This is a genomic window from Galbitalea sp. SE-J8 (genome assembly GCF_030345695.1).
Lineage (GTDB): Bacteria > Actinomycetota > Actinomycetes > Actinomycetales > Microbacteriaceae > JAUASV01.
In genome coordinates, this window is the sequence record NZ_JAUASV010000035.1 from 1 (window position 1) to 15,369 (window position 15,369).

At 72.1% G+C, this 15,369-nt stretch carries 22 protein-coding genes and 2 tRNA genes; 12 read left to right on the forward strand and 12 right to left on the reverse strand.

From position 1 onward, the window contains the following. On the reverse strand, positions 1-387 hold a 387-nt coding region (locus QT381_RS15195; RefSeq protein ID WP_502877563.1), incomplete at its 3' end, for a DUF8010 domain-containing protein. 20 nt (positions 388-407) lie between these two features. Here QT381_RS15195 and QT381_RS15200 point away from each other — a divergent pair. Beyond that, a complete protein-coding gene (locus QT381_RS15200) occupies positions 408-1,277 on the forward strand; it encodes an acyl-CoA thioesterase (RefSeq protein ID WP_289249879.1) in 870 nt (289 codons plus the stop codon). Between the two features lie 24 nt (positions 1,278-1,301). On the opposite strand, the gene QT381_RS15205 is transcribed toward QT381_RS15200, so the two are convergent. The 5 genes from QT381_RS15205 to QT381_RS15225 all read right to left on the reverse strand — a co-directional run bounded on the left by QT381_RS15205 (position 1,302) and on the right by QT381_RS15225 (position 5,096). Next, positions 1,302-1,775, reverse strand: coding sequence for an acyl-CoA thioesterase (locus QT381_RS15205; protein WP_289249880.1), 474 nt, complete (start codon positions 1,773-1,775; stop codon positions 1,302-1,304). Positions 1,776-1,787: 12 nt separating this feature from the next. Beyond that, positions 1,788-2,333: an MOSC domain-containing protein gene (locus tag QT381_RS15210; RefSeq protein ID WP_289249881.1), complete on the reverse strand. Its 546-nt coding sequence runs from the start codon at positions 2,331-2,333 to the stop codon at positions 1,788-1,790. Positions 2,334-2,350: 17 nt separating this feature from the next. Continuing rightward, complete coding sequence (ettA, locus tag QT381_RS15215; RefSeq protein ID WP_289249882.1) at positions 2,351-4,033, reverse strand: energy-dependent translational throttle protein EttA; 1,683 nt, start codon at positions 4,031-4,033, stop codon at positions 2,351-2,353. A 94-nt stretch (positions 4,034-4,127) separates the two neighbouring features. Then, the gene (locus QT381_RS15220) at positions 4,128-4,679 is read right to left on the reverse strand and encodes a single-stranded DNA-binding protein (RefSeq protein WP_289249883.1); all 552 of its coding nucleotides are present in this window, start codon (positions 4,677-4,679) and stop codon (positions 4,128-4,130) included. 207 nt (positions 4,680-4,886) lie between these two features. After that, positions 4,887-5,096: a methyltransferase gene (locus tag QT381_RS15225; RefSeq protein ID WP_289249884.1), complete on the reverse strand. Its 210-nt coding sequence runs from the start codon at positions 5,094-5,096 to the stop codon at positions 4,887-4,889. Positions 5,097-5,263: 167 nt separating this feature from the next. Between QT381_RS15225 and QT381_RS15230 the strand changes: the two genes are divergently transcribed. The 3 genes from QT381_RS15230 to QT381_RS15240 all read left to right on the forward strand — a co-directional run bounded on the left by QT381_RS15230 (position 5,264) and on the right by QT381_RS15240 (position 8,347). Continuing rightward, a complete protein-coding gene (locus tag QT381_RS15230; RefSeq protein ID WP_289249885.1) occupies positions 5,264-6,280 on the forward strand; it encodes an aldo/keto reductase in 1,017 nt (338 codons plus the stop codon). Positions 6,281-6,407: 127 nt separating this feature from the next. After that, positions 6,408-6,677, forward strand: a complete 270-nt coding sequence (locus QT381_RS15235; protein WP_289249886.1) for a hypothetical protein — start codon at positions 6,408-6,410, stop codon at positions 6,675-6,677. A 158-nt stretch (positions 6,678-6,835) separates the two neighbouring features. After that, positions 6,836-8,347 carry a hypothetical protein gene (locus tag QT381_RS15240; RefSeq protein WP_289249887.1) on the forward strand — a complete coding sequence of 504 codons (1,512 nt, stop codon included), beginning with the start codon at positions 6,836-6,838 and terminating at the stop codon, positions 8,345-8,347. Between the two features lie 85 nt (positions 8,348-8,432). On the opposite strand, the gene QT381_RS15245 is transcribed toward QT381_RS15240, so the two are convergent. Next, positions 8,433-8,505 (reverse strand) — tRNA-Arg (locus tag QT381_RS15245). A gap of 15 nt (positions 8,506-8,520) precedes the next feature. Here QT381_RS15245 and QT381_RS15250 point away from each other — a divergent pair. Continuing rightward, positions 8,521-8,670, forward strand: coding sequence for a hypothetical protein (locus QT381_RS15250; protein WP_289249888.1), 150 nt, complete (start codon positions 8,521-8,523; stop codon positions 8,668-8,670). Between the two features lie 30 nt (positions 8,671-8,700). Here the strand turns inward: QT381_RS15250 and QT381_RS15255 are convergent, their stop codons facing one another. From QT381_RS15255 to QT381_RS15265, 3 genes are all read right to left on the reverse strand, one after another. Beyond that, a complete protein-coding gene (locus tag QT381_RS15255) occupies positions 8,701-8,916 on the reverse strand; it encodes a thioredoxin domain-containing protein (RefSeq protein WP_502877564.1) in 216 nt (71 codons plus the stop codon). A gap of 108 nt (positions 8,917-9,024) precedes the next feature. Next, positions 9,025-9,303 (reverse strand): oligoribonuclease, encoded by a 279-nt coding sequence (locus QT381_RS15260; RefSeq protein WP_289249890.1) that lies wholly within the window; start codon positions 9,301-9,303, stop codon positions 9,025-9,027. Between the two features lie 12 nt (positions 9,304-9,315). Continuing rightward, on the reverse strand, positions 9,316-9,594 hold the full coding sequence (locus tag QT381_RS15265; protein WP_353889796.1) for an SCO4848 family membrane protein: 279 nt from the start codon (positions 9,592-9,594) through the stop codon (positions 9,316-9,318). Positions 9,595-9,620: 26 nt separating this feature from the next. Between QT381_RS15265 and QT381_RS15270 the strand changes: the two genes are divergently transcribed. The 7 genes from QT381_RS15270 to QT381_RS15300 all read left to right on the forward strand — a co-directional run bounded on the left by QT381_RS15270 (position 9,621) and on the right by QT381_RS15300 (position 13,469). Beyond that, entirely contained in the window at positions 9,621-10,073 is a 453-nt protein-coding gene (locus QT381_RS15270; RefSeq protein WP_289249891.1) for a MarR family winged helix-turn-helix transcriptional regulator, read from the forward strand. Continuing rightward, the gene (locus QT381_RS15275) at positions 10,070-11,323 is read left to right on the forward strand and encodes an MFS transporter (RefSeq protein WP_289249892.1); all 1,254 of its coding nucleotides are present in this window, start codon (positions 10,070-10,072) and stop codon (positions 11,321-11,323) included. Before QT381_RS15270 ends, QT381_RS15275 begins: the two co-directional genes overlap by 4 nt. Positions 11,324-11,358: 35 nt before the next feature. Beyond that, positions 11,359-11,979 carry an oligoribonuclease gene (gene orn, locus QT381_RS15280; RefSeq protein WP_289249893.1) on the forward strand — a complete coding sequence of 207 codons (621 nt, stop codon included), beginning with the start codon at positions 11,359-11,361 and terminating at the stop codon, positions 11,977-11,979. Between the two features lie 37 nt (positions 11,980-12,016). Then, a tRNA-His gene (locus tag QT381_RS15285) sits at positions 12,017-12,092 on the forward strand. Between the two features lie 106 nt (positions 12,093-12,198). After that, a complete protein-coding gene (gene clpS / locus QT381_RS15290; protein ID WP_289249894.1) occupies positions 12,199-12,501 on the forward strand; it encodes an ATP-dependent Clp protease adapter ClpS in 303 nt (100 codons plus the stop codon). A gap of 93 nt (positions 12,502-12,594) precedes the next feature. Next, positions 12,595-13,122 carry a DUF2017 domain-containing protein gene (locus QT381_RS15295; protein ID WP_289249895.1) on the forward strand — a complete coding sequence of 176 codons (528 nt, stop codon included), beginning with the start codon at positions 12,595-12,597 and terminating at the stop codon, positions 13,120-13,122. Further along, positions 13,119-13,469, forward strand: coding sequence for a metallopeptidase family protein (locus tag QT381_RS15300; RefSeq protein WP_289249896.1), 351 nt, complete (start codon positions 13,119-13,121; stop codon positions 13,467-13,469). The genes QT381_RS15295 and QT381_RS15300 overlap by 4 nt, the downstream gene beginning before the upstream one ends. Before the next feature lie 300 nt (positions 13,470-13,769). On the opposite strand, the gene QT381_RS15305 is transcribed toward QT381_RS15300, so the two are convergent. Together QT381_RS15305 and QT381_RS15310 are read right to left on the reverse strand one after the other, a co-directional pair. Beyond that, positions 13,770-14,390 carry a nucleoside/nucleotide kinase family protein gene (locus QT381_RS15305; protein ID WP_289249897.1) on the reverse strand — a complete coding sequence of 207 codons (621 nt, stop codon included), beginning with the start codon at positions 14,388-14,390 and terminating at the stop codon, positions 13,770-13,772. Continuing rightward, the coding region (locus QT381_RS15310) for an energy-coupling factor transporter transmembrane component T family protein (RefSeq protein WP_353889797.1) at positions 14,377-15,369 on the reverse strand (993 nt) is incomplete at its 5' end. The genes QT381_RS15305 and QT381_RS15310, both read right to left, overlap by 14 nt.

Consider the following 15,369-nt stretch of genomic DNA (forward strand, 5'->3'; position numbering starts at 1 on the left):
GCCGCCCGCGCCATCCGCGCCACCGCCAGCGCCGCCCGCGCCACCGCCCGCACCGCCCGCGCCACCGCCCGCGCCGCTCGCACCGCCGACCGCGCCACCGGCGCCTCGCGCGTCGTCGCGCGCCGACTCGAGGCGGGCGATGAGCGAGGCGATCGGCACGGTCACGTCGAGCTCGTCGGTCTCCGCGACGCGGAAGGTGCGCAGGCCGAGGATCGTGGGGCTCTCGTCGAGGAGGCCGAGCGGGAAGAACACCGCGACGTAGACGGCGAGCACCCCGCCGCCCGCGATGAGTCGCACGGACCCGTCGTCGACGCGCTGCGCGCGTCCCAGAAGGGTCGCGAGGTCGGCCGCCGCGGCGCCGTCGGAGAGGGTGAACGTGCTCGACATGTGACCTCTAAACTACCGGCATGAGCGACCCGATCGACGGCCTGCTCACGGTGCTCACCCTGACCGACACGGGCGCGCGCACGAGCGAGGACATCTTCACCGCGCCCAGCCAGGGGATGCCGCAGAAGCGCGTGTTCGGCGGGCAGGTGCTCGCGCAGTCCCTGCTCGCGGCGATGCGCACCGTGGACGAGGAGCGCATCGTGCACTCGATGCACGGCTACTTCCTGCGCCCCGGCGACGACACGCTGCCGATCACCTTCTCCGTGGATCGCATCCACGACGGCCGCTCGTTCTCCACCCGACGCACCCAGGCCTACCAGCACGGGCTGCCGATCCTGTCGATGATCGCGTCGTTCCAGAGCGAGGACCCCGGCACCGACTACCAGGCGGCGATGCCCGCGGGACTCCCGGACCCGGAGTCGCTGCCGACGGTCGCCGAGCTGATCGGGCACCTCGAGCATCCGGTGGCGCGTTCCTGGGCGGGCGAGCGCCCGTTCGACGTGCGCCACATCGGGTCCCCGGTCTACCTGAGCGTCGAGGGCGAGCACGTGCCGCACCAGGCGGTGTGGTTCCGGGCGATCGACGCGCTGCCCGACGACCCGGACCTGCACCGGGCCGCCCTCGCCTACGCGAGCGACTACGTCATCCTCGAGCCGGTGCTGCGCGCGCTCGGCGTGCCGTGGGCGCACCCCGGGCTCAAGATGGCGAGCCTCGACCACGCCATGTGGTGGCACCGCTACGCGCGCGCCGACGAGTGGCTGCTCTACACCCAGGAGTCGCCGAACGCGCGCGGCGGCCGCGGCCTCGCCCTCGGCCGAATCTACGCGCGCGACGGCGCCCTCGTCGCGAGCGTCGCCCAGGAGGGCATGGTGCGGGTGCCCCAGGCGTGACGGATGCGGCGCGCGGCGGCGGCGTCAGCCGCGCTTGGTGAACGCGACGGGTGCCCCGACGTAGGGCAGCCACGCCGCCCGCAGCTCGTCCGGGATGCGCGTCGGGCGGCCGGTCGCGGCCGTGACCATGACGAGTGTCGTCGCCGCCCGGGTGTAGAGCGCACGCGGCTCGACCCCGACCGGCGAGTACAGCTCGTAGCAGACCTCGAGACTCGCCCCGCCGATGCGCCCGATCCACAGCTCGATGTCGAGCGGCTGCCGCATGTACGGGATCGGCGCGAGGTACTCGATCTCCTGGCGGGCGATGAGCGAGATCGTGTCCGCGCCCGGCCGCGAGTCGAGCAGTGCCGTCTCCAGCCCCTCATGACCCTCGTCGGGCCGCCAGAACGCCTGGATGCGGGCCTCTTCGAGCAGGCGCAGCATCTCGGCGTTGTTGACGTGCGCGTAGGCGTCGAAGTCGCTCCACCGCAGCGGGATCGCGACGTGGATGCGGGTCATGGCGTTCTCCGATCAGACCGGCTCGAGGGGAAGGGACTGCGCCGGCGTCGACACCACCCGCACCGGGTCACCGGCACGGACGACGCCCGAGGCGATCACCACGGCCATGACGCCGCCCTTGCGCACGACGTTCCCGGACGCGTCCCGACCGACGATCTCGCGCAGCAGTCCGTCGGAGAAGGCATCGATCTGCAGGCACGGGTTGCGCAGTCCGGTGACGCGCACGCGGGCCGTGCCCACGGCGAGCTCCGTGTCGCGGGGCAGGTCGAGCAGCGCGATCCCGCGGGTCGTGATGTTCTCCCCGAGCTCGCCGGGCTCGACCGCGAAGCCGGCCGCGGCGACGTCGTCGAGGAGTTCGCCGTGGATGAGGTGCACCTGCCGCAGGTTCGGCTGCGTCGGGTCGCGGCGCACCCGCGATCGGTGCTGCACCGTCGCGCCGAAGTGCGCGTCGCCACGCACGCCGAGACCCTCGACCAGCTCGATCGACTCCACCGGGGTCTTCGAGAAGCGATGCGCGCCGTCGCGGCTCACCGCGACGATCGTGCCGTCCGTCGTCACCGCGTCCGCCGTGGTGCTCAGTCGCGCGTGAGCTTGCGGTACGTGGTGCGGCTCGGCTTCGCGGCGTCGGGGCCGAGGCGGCGGATCTTGTCCTCCTCGTACGCCTCGAAGTTGCCCTCGAACCAGTGCCAGTTGGCCGGGTTCTCGGCCGTTCCCTCGTAGGCGAGGATGTGGGTCGCGATCCGGTCGAGGAACCACCGGTCGTGGGTGATCACCACGGCGCAGCCGGGGAACTCGAGCAGCGCGTTCTCGAGGCTGCCGAGGGTCTCCACGTCGAGGTCGTTGGTCGGCTCGTCGAGCAGCAGCAGGTTGCCGCCCTGCTTGAGGGTGAGCGCGAGGTTGAGCCGGTTGCGCTCGCCGCCGGAGAGCACGCCGGCCTTCTTCTGCTGGTCGGGGCCTTTGAACCCGAACTGGCTCACGTACGCCCGCGACGGGATCTCCTGCCTGCCGACCTGGATGAAGTCGAGGCCGTCGCTCACGACCTCCCACAGGTTCTTGTTCGGGTCGATGCCGCCGCGGGTCTGGTCGACGTAGCTGATGTCGACGGTCTCGCCGACCTTGAGGTCGCCGCCGTCGAGCGGCTCGAGGCCGACGATCGTCTTGAACAGCGTCGTCTTGCCGACGCCGTTCGGGCCGATGACGCCGACGATGCCGTTGCGCGGGAGCGTGAACGAGAGGCCGTCGATGAGGATGCGGTCGCCGAAGCCCTTGTGCAGCTTCGACGCCTCGATGACCTGCGAGCCGAGCCGGGGGCCGGCCGGGATCACGATCTCCTCGAAGTCGAGCACGCGGGTCTTCTCGGCCTCCGTCGCCATCTCCTCGTAGCGCGCGAGACGCGCCTTCGACTTCGCCTGCCGGCCCTTCGCGTTCGAGCGCACCCACTCGAGCTCGCCGGCGAGACGCTTGGCGAGCTTGGCATCCTTCTTGCCCTGCACCTCGAGGCGCTGGGCCTTCTTCTCGAGGTAGGTCGAGTAGTTGCCCTCGTACGGGTAGAGGTGCCCGCGGTCGACCTCGGCGATCCACTCCGCGACGTGGTCGAGGAAGTACCGATCGTGGGTGACGGCGAGCACAGCGCCCGGGTACTTCTGCAGGAACTGCTCGAGCCACAGCACGCTCTCGGCGTCGAGGTGGTTCGTGGGCTCGTCGAGCAGCAGCAGGTCGGGCTTCTGCAGCAGGAGCTTCGTGAGCGCGACGCGGCGCTTCTCACCGCCCGAGAGGTTCGCGACGGCCGCGTCGCCCGGCGGGGTGCGCAGCGCGTCCATCGCCTGCTCGAGCTGCGAGTCGAGGTCCCACGCGTCGGCGGCGTCGATGGCCTCCTGGAGCGTGCCCATCTCGGCGAGCAGCGCGTCGAAGTCGGCATCGGGATCGGCCATGGCCGCGCTGATCTCGTTGAACCGGTCGACCTTGCCCTTGATCTCGGCGACGCCCTCCTGCACGTTCTCGAGCACGGTCTTCGACTCGTCGAGCTCGGGCTCCTGCATGAGGATGCCGACCGTGTAGCCGGGCGTCAGCCGCGCCTCGCCGTTCGACGGGGTGTCGAGGCCCGCCATGATCTTGAGGATCGTCGACTTGCCCGCGCCGTTGGGGCCGACGACTCCGATCTTCGCGCCGGGGAAGAACGACATCGTGACGTCATCGAGGATGAGCTTGTCGCCGACCGCCTTGCGGGCGCGGACCATGGAATAGATGTACTCGGCCATGGCTCTCAGTCTAGGGAGCGACGGATGCCGTCCCGCCGCCGGCGGCCCGGGTCACGCGGCCGCGGACCCGGCCCGCGGACCCGCCGGGACGCGCTCAGAACGGTGTCGCGACGGCGTCGTCGTCGGCCCCGACGGCCACGAGCGGCCCGGCTGCCGCGGCGAGCGCCGCCGGTCCGTCGGACTCCGCGACGCCCTCGGCCTCCGTCGGCGCGGGAAGGTCGTCGAACGACTGCGGGAACTGCTCGTCCACGGCGGGGGCGACGACGGCATCCGTTCCGCCGCGTGCCGGTCCGAGGTTGCGCACGAACTTGCTCGTGCCCCACAGCAGGTCGTGGCCGATGGCGTCGGCGTCGATCTCGACGGTCGTGCCGGTCTTGTCGCCGGCCTCCCAGCCGCGCACGCGGAGGCGCCCGGCCACGACAACGCGGTGCCCCTTCTGCAGGCTCGCGTTCGCGTTGAGGGCGAGCTGACGGAACGCGGTGACGGTGAACCAGTTGGTGTCGCCGTCGACCCACTCGTTCTTGGAGCGGTCGAAGCGACGTGCGGTCGAGGCGAGCCGGAACGAGGTGATCGGCAGACCCTCGTTCGTGACGAGGTGGCGGGGTTCGGTGGCGATGAAGCCCACGACGGTGATGGTGTCGGACACGGGAGCACTCTCCGTTCGGAAGGGGATGGTCGGTGGGGATGGGAGGCGGGCTCCGCGGCGGCACTTGCGCCGGACGGCCGTCGCGGAACCCGGTGCGCCGAGTGTGCGCCGGTCCCCCGTCGACGACGACGGCCGCCGTCCCCATCGGGGGAACGACGGCCGTCGGCCGGATCGGTGGAGGAGTGGATCACGCCCCCGCCCGAACGGTCAGTGCTCGATGAACTCCGGTCGGCCGGACCCGGTCGGCAGCGCGGCGACGAGGGCGTTCTTCGCGACCTCGACGCTCGGGTAGAGGTGCGGGCGCCAGTCCTCCCTGATCAGCCGGACGCGGAATCCCGCGTCCTCCTTGAGCACGGCTCCGACAGCGCCGGCCGGTCCCATCGCGACCCAGGTGTGGGCCGTTCGCGTGTCACTCATCATCGAGCTCCCTTCCTCGCGATTGGCATCGCGGGAAAACGCTAACGCCGCGCCCCGCGGCGGTCGAGCGGCTCCGGGCGCGCGGAGCAACGGCTCAGGCGCCGAGCAGGCGCGCCACAGCGGACGGTGTTCACCGTCCGCAGCGTCACGGTCAGTAGCCTGACCGCATGCCCTACACCCCCGACGCCTCCCGCTACGAGAGCACCGAGTACGCCCGCGTGGGCCGAAGCGGTCTGAAGCTGCCGCGCATCTCGCTCGGACTCTGGAACAACTTCGGCTACGACCGTCCGCTCACGACGCAGCGCGACATCCTGCACACCGCGTTCGACCTCGGTGTCACCCACATCGACATCGCGAACAACTACGGTCCGCCGGCGGGATCGGCCGAGTCGAACTTCGGCACGATCTTCGCCCAGGACCTCGCGCCCTACCGCGACGAGCTCGTCATCTCGTCCAAGGCGGGCTTCGACATGCCGGACCCCGAGGGCGTCGTCGGCCCGTACCAGGACCACGGCTCCCGCAAGTACCTGCTGTCGTCGCTCGACCGGTCGCTGAAGCGCACCGGGCTCGAGTACTTCGACATCTTCTACCACCACCGTCCCGACCCCGAGACGCCCGTCGAGGAGACGGCCGGGGCGCTCGCGTCGGCCGTGCAGCAGGGCAAGGCGCTCTACGCCGGCGTCTCGAACTACGACCCCGAGCAGACTCGCGCGATCCACGCGGCGCTCGCGGATGCCGGGGTGCCGCTGCTCATCCACCAGCCCCGCTACAGCATGTTCGACCGTCACAACGAGCCGCTCTTCCCGGTGCTCGAGGAGCTCGGCGTGGGCTCGATCGTGTTCTCGCCGCTCGAGCAGGGGCTGCTCACCGACCGCTACATCGACGGCACCATCCCGGCCGGCTCCCGCGCCTCCGAGGGCCGCTGGCTGCAGCCGGGTCCGATCAGCGACGTGTACCTCGAGCGCGTGCGAGCGCTCCGCGACATCGCCGCCGGACGCGGCCAGACCCTCGCCCAGCTCGCGATCTCGTGGGTGCTGCGCCACACGGTCACGAGCGCGCTCGTCGGCGCCTCGAGCGCCGCGCAGCTGCGCGACACGGTCGCCTCGCTCGACGCCGGCCCGCTCACCGACGACGAGATCGCCGCGATCGAGCCCCTCGCGGTGGACGGCACGCGCCTGCGCTGAGCGTGACGCCCGGGGCGCGCACGAACGTCGGTGGTCGTCCGTAACGTCGCCATCGACCCCGCGGAGGCCGGCCGCGATCCATGCCGCACGAGCAGCACGCCGCTGCGGCCCGACCCGGAGGACGACCATGACGATCCTGGATTTCGGCACCCGCTCATCCGTTTCCGCGGATGCTCCCGCGCACCGCCGCGACCCGCGCCGCGGCATCATCGCGGTGCAGCTGCACGACGCGCTCTGGCGCGTGACGCGGCCCTCCGGCGAGGTCGCGGGATACGTCGAGCGCACCGACGACGCGCGGTTCCGCGCCAAGCGGATGCTGCCGAGCCGCCGCAGTTTCGTCGCCGTCGGGGAGTTCTGGCGCTTCGACGACGCGCTCGACGTCTTCGCAACGGGCTGACCGGCGCAGCCGGCGAGGCCGGGCGCGACCGCTCGCCGGGGCGGAGCCGGCGGGGCCAGGCGACAGGTGTCGTGCGAATCGACGCCTGACCTGGACATTGTCGGCCGAACCGCGCGCCGCGGAGTCCCCTCCCCCGTGTGGGGGATATCGTGCCCGCCATGCAGTTCTGGAACGACTTCGTCGCCTGGGTGACCTCGGACGCCGGCTGGCGCATCGTGTCGACGGCCATTCTCCCCTTCGTCGCCATTCTCGTGGCCGCTCTCATCGGCGCCCTCCTCGGGCGCGGCTCCGTGCGCCGCGTCGTGGCGTTCCAGAACCGGCAGCTGCAGGCTGCGGCGGTCGCCACGATCATCGAGGCGGCCGGTCCCGCGACCGTCTGGAGCGGGCTCTCGGCCGAGGCACGCAACCACGCGGAGAGCCAGGCGTCGGCGAGCGACATCCGGTTGCGCCTGCTGCCCGTCACCGGTGCGTCCGCGGCCGCGGACTGGGCCGCCCACGAGCTCAAGGCGATGCGTCGCGACTCCGCGGGATTCAGCTTCCAGGCCGAGCAGACCTACGTGCAGTTCCGCGACCGTCTGCTCGAGTGGCAGGCGCACCCCGGGCGCGCCCGCAAGCTGTTCGCTCTCGACCTGGAGCGCTTCCGGTACGAGGACGCCCAGGTCGACGCCGAGGTCGTCGAGCAGCAGCAGCGCTGGGCGGCGGATGAGGTGGCCGCGGCGTCCACGGGCCTCACCGCGAGCGAGCTCGCGGCGGCCGAAGGCGGCGTCGAGGACGTGCACGAGACGCCGATCGCCACGACCCCGAACGTGACCCCCGCCACCTTCCCGGCGACGACCCCGATCTCGGCCCAGCTCGCCGACCTCCCGGGACCGAGCGTGCTCGATCGTCCGGCATCCGGGCTCGCGGGCCCGCCGCCGGTGCTCGACGCCGCGCCCGAGCAGGGCGGTTCCGCGGCGCTGATCCCGCCCCTCGTCGAGCCGGGCGCCCCGGCCCGCCCGCCGCTCGTCGGGCCGAGCGCCCCCGGCACGGCCCCCGCCGGCGCCGGCACGCCCGCGCCCGCGCCCGCGCCCGCCGGCGAACTCACCGCACCGCCGACGCCCGCCGAGCCGCCGGTCGAGGAGTCGAGTGCCGCGAGCACGATCGGCTCCGTCGGCGGGCCCGCCCCGATCGGCGGCTGGCCCGCGCCGCGCAGCTTCGCTCCATACACCGCGACCGACCACACCGCGACCGACCAGACCGAGCCCGAGCACGCCGAACCCGAGCACGCCGAGCCCGAGCACGTCGACACCGAGCACGTCGAACCCGAGCACACCGAACCCGAGCACACCGAACCCGAGCACGTCGAGGCGACCGAGACAGCGGCGCCCGCGCCGACGGTCCACCCGCCGCACCTCCAGCCCGAGCACACCCAGGCCAACGCGGAGCACGACGGCGACGCGCATCGGGCCGACAACGCACAGCCGGCCGAGGAGTCCGCGCCGGCGGCCGACGCGACGCCGATCGAAGAGCAGCCGACCGCAGCGTACGACCCGTTCTGGACCCGTCCGACTGACGCGATGCCCGCATCCGCTCCCGCGGCGGAGACGCCCGCTCCCCCGGCGGAGAACGACGACCTCGCACCCACGCACGACGAGGACCACACCCCTTCCGATGACGTTCGAGACGTCTGACGGGCGGCCGTTGGGAGCATTCGTCCCAAACGTCACCCTCCGCCCGCAGGCGACGAATCCGCGCGGGGCGACCTCGCGCCGGGCGTCCCCCCGGAGGGAGTCGAACCCCCGACCTGGTGGGTAGAAACCACTCGCTCTGTCCGCTGAGCTACGGGGGGAGGACAGCATCCAGTATGCCGTCACGCGCAGCGCTCGCCAGCAAGCGCGGCGCGCGCGCCGACACGGACCGTGCGTGCCTCGAGGCGACCCTCCCCGGTCACGGCACGAGCCCGGCCACGGCCCTGCTCTACTGGGCGCGATTCCGGGGACCGTTCGCCGGATAGCGGCGGGGCAGCGACCGGGCGTCGGAGGGCTCAGACCGCCTTCGCGAGGGCCACGAGCAGCTGGCTCAGCGTCGGCGCTCCCTCGGCGCGGAACACCTCGCCGTCCGGCCCGTCGATGACGACCGTCGGGGTCGAGCGGATGCGGGCGGCCTCGGCGCGGTCGAGCGCGAGCGCCACGTCGACCTCCTCGATCACGGCCGCGGGCACGAGGCGGGCGGCCTCCTCGAGCACGAGCCGCGTCGCCATGCAGGGCTCGCAGAACGCTGACGAGTAGAAGGTCACCTGCACGCCAGTGCCAACCGCGGGAGCGGCATCCGCTATTCCGCGACGCTGCGCCGCAGCGCGGCGTCGGCATTACTCGATCTCGAGGTCGTTCTGCCGGTCGTCGGCGGTCGGCTCGCTGTCGCGCGGGTCGTAGCGATAGCTCACGTGCACCTCGTCGCCGACGAGCTTCGCCTCGGGGTAGGCGTAGACCACCTGGGTCTCCTTGCCGTTCTGCAGCACGAGCTGGGTGATCTCGGTCTCCCAGCCGCCGTCGGTGCTCACCCGCCGGTCGATCTGCGCGTCGTAGGGGCCGCCCATGTAGAAGACGATGTACTCGTCGCCGCTGACGAGACTGATCTGGTCGCTCATGCCCCTGGTCTATCAGAGACGCGCGAGACCCACGACGACTGTGAGCACGAAGACGGCGACGCCCGCCGAGATCACAGCGAGCGAGAGCGCGATCCCGACGAGCACGCGGTGCACGACGAGGAACGGCGTCGGACGCCCGCTCTCGTCCCGCGCCCGGGGATCGCGGCTGACCCGGCGCAGGAACTGCGGCCAGGCGACGGCGTTGAACACGGCGTTGGCGAGCAGGACGACGATGACGAGAACGGCCACGGATGCCACGGTAGCGACCGCGGGCGACCGTCCGAATTCCATAACCAGGTTATGTATATGATTGACACATGGCAATCGATCAGTCCGCGGTGATCGGCGACCTCCTCGTCGCCTCGAGCCGCCTCATCCGTCAGTCCGCCCGGGCCACCGGCAGCACCGTCTCGTCCGCGACCTGGGCCGCGCTCTCCGTGCTGCAGAACGAGGGCCCGCACCGCATCGGCGACCTCGCTCGCGCCGCCCGCATCACGCAGCCCGGCATGACGAAGGTCGTGCAGAACCTCGTCGCCGACGAGTGGGTGCGCCGCGTCGCCGACACCGACGACTCCCGCGCCTGGCTCATCGTGATCGCCGACAAGGGCCGCGCCGCCCTCGCCGACTGGCACGCGCGCCTCACCGAGCAGATGGCCGGCACCTTCGCCGACCTCGACGAGTCCGAGTGGGCGACCCTCGCGGATGCCGTGCGCATCCTCGCCTCACGCTCGGAGACCACGGTCACCGACGGTTCGCAGGCCGTCGCGTGAGCTCGCACGGCGGATCGGGCGGCAGCATCCTGAGGCAGCCGCGCGCCGTGTGGGCGGTCGCCTTCGCGTGCGTCATCGCGTTCATGGGGATCGGCCTCGTCGACCCGATCCTCGCGAGCATCTCGCAGGACCTGCGGGCGACGCCGGCGCAGACCGAGCTGCTGTTCACGAGCTACCTGCTCGTCACGGGCGTCGCGATGTTCTTCACGAGCTGGGTGTCGAGCCGCATCGGCGCCAAGCGCACGCTCATGATCGGCCTCGCGCTCATCGTCGTGTTCGCGCTGCTCGCCGCGCTCAGCTCGAACGTGTGGGCCATCATCGGCTTCCGCGCCGGCTGGGGACTCGGCAACGCGCTGTTCATCTCGACCGCGCTCTCGACCATCGTGGGTGCGGCATCCGGTGGCACCGGCACCGCGATCGTGCTCTACGAGGCCGCGCTCGGCATCGGCATCGCGGTCGGGCCGCTGCTCGGCGGCAGCCTCGGCACCATCAGCTGGAAGGGTCCGTTCTTCGGCGTCACCGTGCTCATGGCGATCGCGTTCGTGCTCATCGCCGTGCTGCTGGCGCGCAATCCGAACGAGGTGCGCGAACCGCTCTCGGTCGCCGCCCCGTTCCGGGCGCTCGGCAAACCCACCCTCGCCGTGCTCGCGATCGCCGCGCTGTTCTACAACCTCGGCTTCTTCACCCTGCTCGCCTGGACGCCGTACCCGCTGTTCGTGCACGGCTTCGGCGCGATGAGCACCGGGTACACGTTCTTCGGCTGGGGCGTCGCCGTCGCGATCACCTCGGTCTGGGTCGCGCCGCTGCTCACCCGCCGGCTCGCGCGCACCACGGTGCTCGCGATCGTGCTGCCGCTGCTCGGGCTCGACCTGCTCGCGGCGTCGTTCCTGACCTCGTCGCCGGTCGCGCTGGTGGCATCCGTCGTCGTCGGCGGGCTGCTGCTCGGCATCAACAACACCGTGCTCACCGAGTGCGTCATGGAGGCGACCGACCTGCCCCGGAGCGTCGCGTCGAGCGCGTACTCGGGCGTGCGGTTCCTCGGCGGCGCGATCGCTCCCCCGCTCACGGCCGCGCTGGCCGGCGAGGACCACCTGTCGGCGGCGCCGTTCTGGTTCGGCGCCGCGGCGTTCTTCGTCTCGACCGTCGTCATCCTGCTCGGCCGCCGCGTGCTGCGCCGCGTCGACCGCGCGGAGGAGTCGCCGGTCGAGGAGGCCGAGAACATCGCGCTCGGCGGCGAGGCGATCGCCTGAGGCGGCGCGTCGGGGCGGGCCGATAGGCTGACGGCATGCCCGCATCCGCCGATCGCCTTGTCTGGATCGACTGCGAGATGACCGGTCTCGATCTGAGCGTCGACGAGCTCGTCGAGGTCGCGGTCGTCGTGACCGACTACGACCTCGTGCCCGTGCACCCCGGGTTCTCGGTCGTCATCAAGCCCGACCAGTCGGCGCTCGACAACATGAACGACTTCGTCACCGCGATGCACACGAAGAGCGGACTGATCGAGGAGATCCCGAACGGGGTGTCGCTCGCCGACGCGGAGTACGCCGTGCTCGAGTACATCCTCGAGCACGTGCCGACCGAGGCCACCGCGCCGCTCGCCGGCAACACGATCGGCACCGACCGTGGCTTCCTCGCGAAGTTCATGCCCCGGGTCGACAAGCACCTGCACTACCGCAGCGTCGACGTGTCGAGCATCAAGGAGCTGTCCCGCCGCTGGTTCCCGCGGGTGTACTTCAACGCGCCCGCGAAGGACGGCGGCCACCGGGCGCTCGCCGACATCCTCGAGTCGATCCGCGAGCTCGCCTACTACCGGCGCGCGGTGTTCGTGGCCGAGCCGGGGCCGTCGACCGACGAGCTGCAGGCGGTCTCCAGCTCCACGGTGAACGAGTACGCGCGGTATCTGTAATAGAATCGTCGGGTTGCGCACCCGGCGTGCGCACATGGTGGTCGTAGCTCAGTTGGTAGAGCTCCTGGTTGTGGTCCAGGAGGTCGCGGGTTCAAGTCCCGTCGATCACCCCAGTTCTGGTCGGACAGCATCGCGTGTTCGCCAGCGGCGACGGCCGGACTCTCGAGTCCGGCCGTTCGCGTTCGTACCGGATCGGACCGGATCGGATCGGAGGCGAGCATGACGCAGACCATCGAGCAGCAGGAGATCGACCTCGACCTCGAGCTCGTCGGGGCGCCGAACGCCGACCGGCCGTGGTCGACCGTGGTCTGGAACGACCCGGTCAACCTCATGAGCTACGTGTCGTACGTGTTCCGCAGCTACTTCGGGTTCAGTCGCGCGAAGGCCGAGGAGCTCATGCTCCGGGTGCACACCGAGGGCCGGGCGGTCGTGGCGACGGGCGCGCGCGAGGCGATGGAGCGGCACGTCGAGGCGATGCACGAGTACGGCCTCAACGCATCCGTGCAGAAGGACGACGCGTGAGGGCGTTCGCGCGTCCGGCCGGCGCGTGCGCATCGGAGGGTCGACCATGAAGGCGTTCGCGCGTCGTGCCGCTCGCGCATCGGAGAGTCGACCATGAAGGCGTTCGCGCGTCGCAAGGGTGGCATCGTCACGTCGCTCGACCGTGCCGAGGCCGAGCTGCTGCAGTCGCTTTCAGCCCAGCTGATCGGCATGCTCGAGCCGCTCGCCGGCGACGACGCGGCACCGCTGCCGGGGCTCGTCATCGGCGGCTCGGATGCGGCTCCCACTGATCCGGCGCTCGCCCGCCTGCTGCCGGACGCGTACCTGGGCGACGACGAAGAGTCGCGCGCGGCCGCCCGCGACTACCGCGGACTGACCGAGAGCGGACTCGCGGGCCGGAAGTCCGCGAACGCCGCGGTCGTGATGTCCACGGCGACGGCGGGCGACATCCGTCTCACCGAAGCGGAGGCTCAGGCGTGGCTGCACGCCCTCACCGACCTGCGGCTCGTGATCGCCGAGCGGCTCGGGATCGAGGACGAGGGCAGCGCGATCGCCGACGACGAGGAGGCCCGGACGCTCGCGGAGGTCTACGACTGGCTCGGCTGGGCGCAGGACTCGCTCGTGCGAGCCGTGGACCGATGATCTCGCTCTCGCGGGACGAGTTCGAGCGGATCTACTCCGACGAGCTCGACGCGCTGCCCGACGACATGGTCGAGGGACTGGAGAACGTCGTGTTCGTCACCGAGGACCGCCCGGACGACGGCTCGCTCGACCTGCTCGGCCTGTACGACGGCGTCGACGTGACCCGACGCGACCGGTACGGCTTCGGCGAGCTGCCCGACCGGATCATCCTGTACCGCGAGCCGCTGCTCGACCTCGTCGGATCGGTCGAGGAGCTGCGGGACGAGATCCACGTGACGCTCGTGCATGAGATCGCGCACTACTACGGGATCGACGACGAGCGGCTGCACGAGCTCGGTTGGGCGTAGCGCCCGCCCGACGGCTCGAGCGCCCGTCGCCGATCGAGACCCGCCGTTCAGAACTCCTGGACGATCACACTGCTCGCCGCAGGCACGGCCGGAATCATGCGGACGCATCGCGCTCGCGCCCTCGTCGATCCGGAGTTCTGAACCGTCACGTATAGCACCCGCCCGACGGCTCGAGCGCCCGTCGCCGATCGAGACCCGCCGTTCAGAACTCCTGGACGATCACGCTGCTCGCCGCAGGCACGACCGGAATCATGCGGACGCATCGCGCTCGCGCCCTCGTCGATCCGGAGTTCTGAACCGTCACGTGTGGATGACACGGTCGGAGAGCGCGCGCGGGCGCTCGCGAGCCAGCAGAGCGTCCTCTTGCGCGGCCCACTCGTCCCAGTGCGGCGCGAAGGAGTCGCCGTCGCGGGCGAGCGCCCGCTCGCGGCGGAGCGCGGCGTCCGCGTCCAGCCAGATGCGCCGATCGGCGAGCGCGGCGCTCGCGCGGGTCAACGCACCGACGCCCTCGACGATGAGCGCCCGGATCGGGTCGAGCACGACGACCTCGCGCCAGCACGATTCCGCCCAGTCCCAGCGGCGGTACCGTCCGGTCGTCAGCATTGCTGCGACGCTCGCGCTGCCCGCCGCGAGTCCGTTCCACCCCGGGTAGAGCTCGTCGAGGTGCACGAGTTGTGCGCCGGGGGTCGCCCGCGCCAGGCGCTCAGCGAACAGCGTCTTGCCGGCGCCCGAGCGGCCATCGATGAGCGTGATGAGGCCGCGCGGCGCGGGTGCCGACAGCGTCGACCGACGTTGGCGGCCCAGCGGACCGGCAGGCCCCGACAGGGTCGACCGGCCCGCGGGGCGATATGGGTCGCGCGCCCGCGCCCGCGCCGACAGCCCCGACCGGCGCGCGGGGCGAGAGGGCTCACGCGCCGACAACGAACCTCCAGGATCCCGTCACGACCGCGGCCGTGATCGCGAGCGCCGCGACGAGCGCGGCGACGAGCGGGTAGCGCCAGTCGCGTGCCGGCATCCGTGACGGGCGGGCGTAGCTGCGCGGCGTCGTGCCGCCGAAGCCGCGGGCCTCCATGGCGGTCGCGAGCGCGCTCCCCCGTCGCACCGACAGCACGAGCAGCGCGAACGCGAGTCCGAGGAAGCGACGGATGCGCCCGCGGTCCGCGACGCCGCGGGCACGGCGCGCGAGTTCGAGCATCCGGTAGTCCTCGCGGAACAGCTCGGCTAGCCGCACGGCGGCCAGGGCGCCGTAGACGAACCGGGCCGGCATGCGGAGCCGCTGCGCGAGCGCGTCGGCGAGAGCCGTCGCGTCGAGGCCGACCAGCAGCACGACCGCGGGCAGCGCGATCGCGAGCACGCGCGGCACGGTGGCGATGGCGAGGCCGATCGACGCGTCGGTGATGTGCACCGCGAGCCAGTCGACCCAGTGCCGGCCGCCGGGCGCGCCGTAGAGCAGGATTGTGACGCCCGCGAGCGGCGCGGCGACCCACACGACGGCGGTGCGCCGCCAGAACGCGCGCCAGCCGACGCCGAGGAGCGGCACGAGCGCGAGCTCGGCGACCAGCGCGATGCCCGCCGACACGACGTCGATCGACCAGACCAGCGAGAGCGACAGCACGAACGCCGCACCGAGCCGCGCCAGCGGATCGGCCCGGGCGAGCGGGCCGCGAGGGCCGCGCGGCAGCGACTCCGGCGATGCTGCCTCGGGCGAGGGCTCAGGCGGCGGCGCCTCGGGCGACGACTCCGGCGGCGCGACCTCGGGCACGGGCTCCGACGACTCGGGCGGCGCGGCCTCCTGCGACTCAGCGGCGGGCGGCGGCGCGGCGGGCGCGGCCTCCGACGACGCGGCCTCGGGCGGCGACTCGGACGCGGCCTCGGGCGGCGCGGGCGGCGCGGGCGGCGC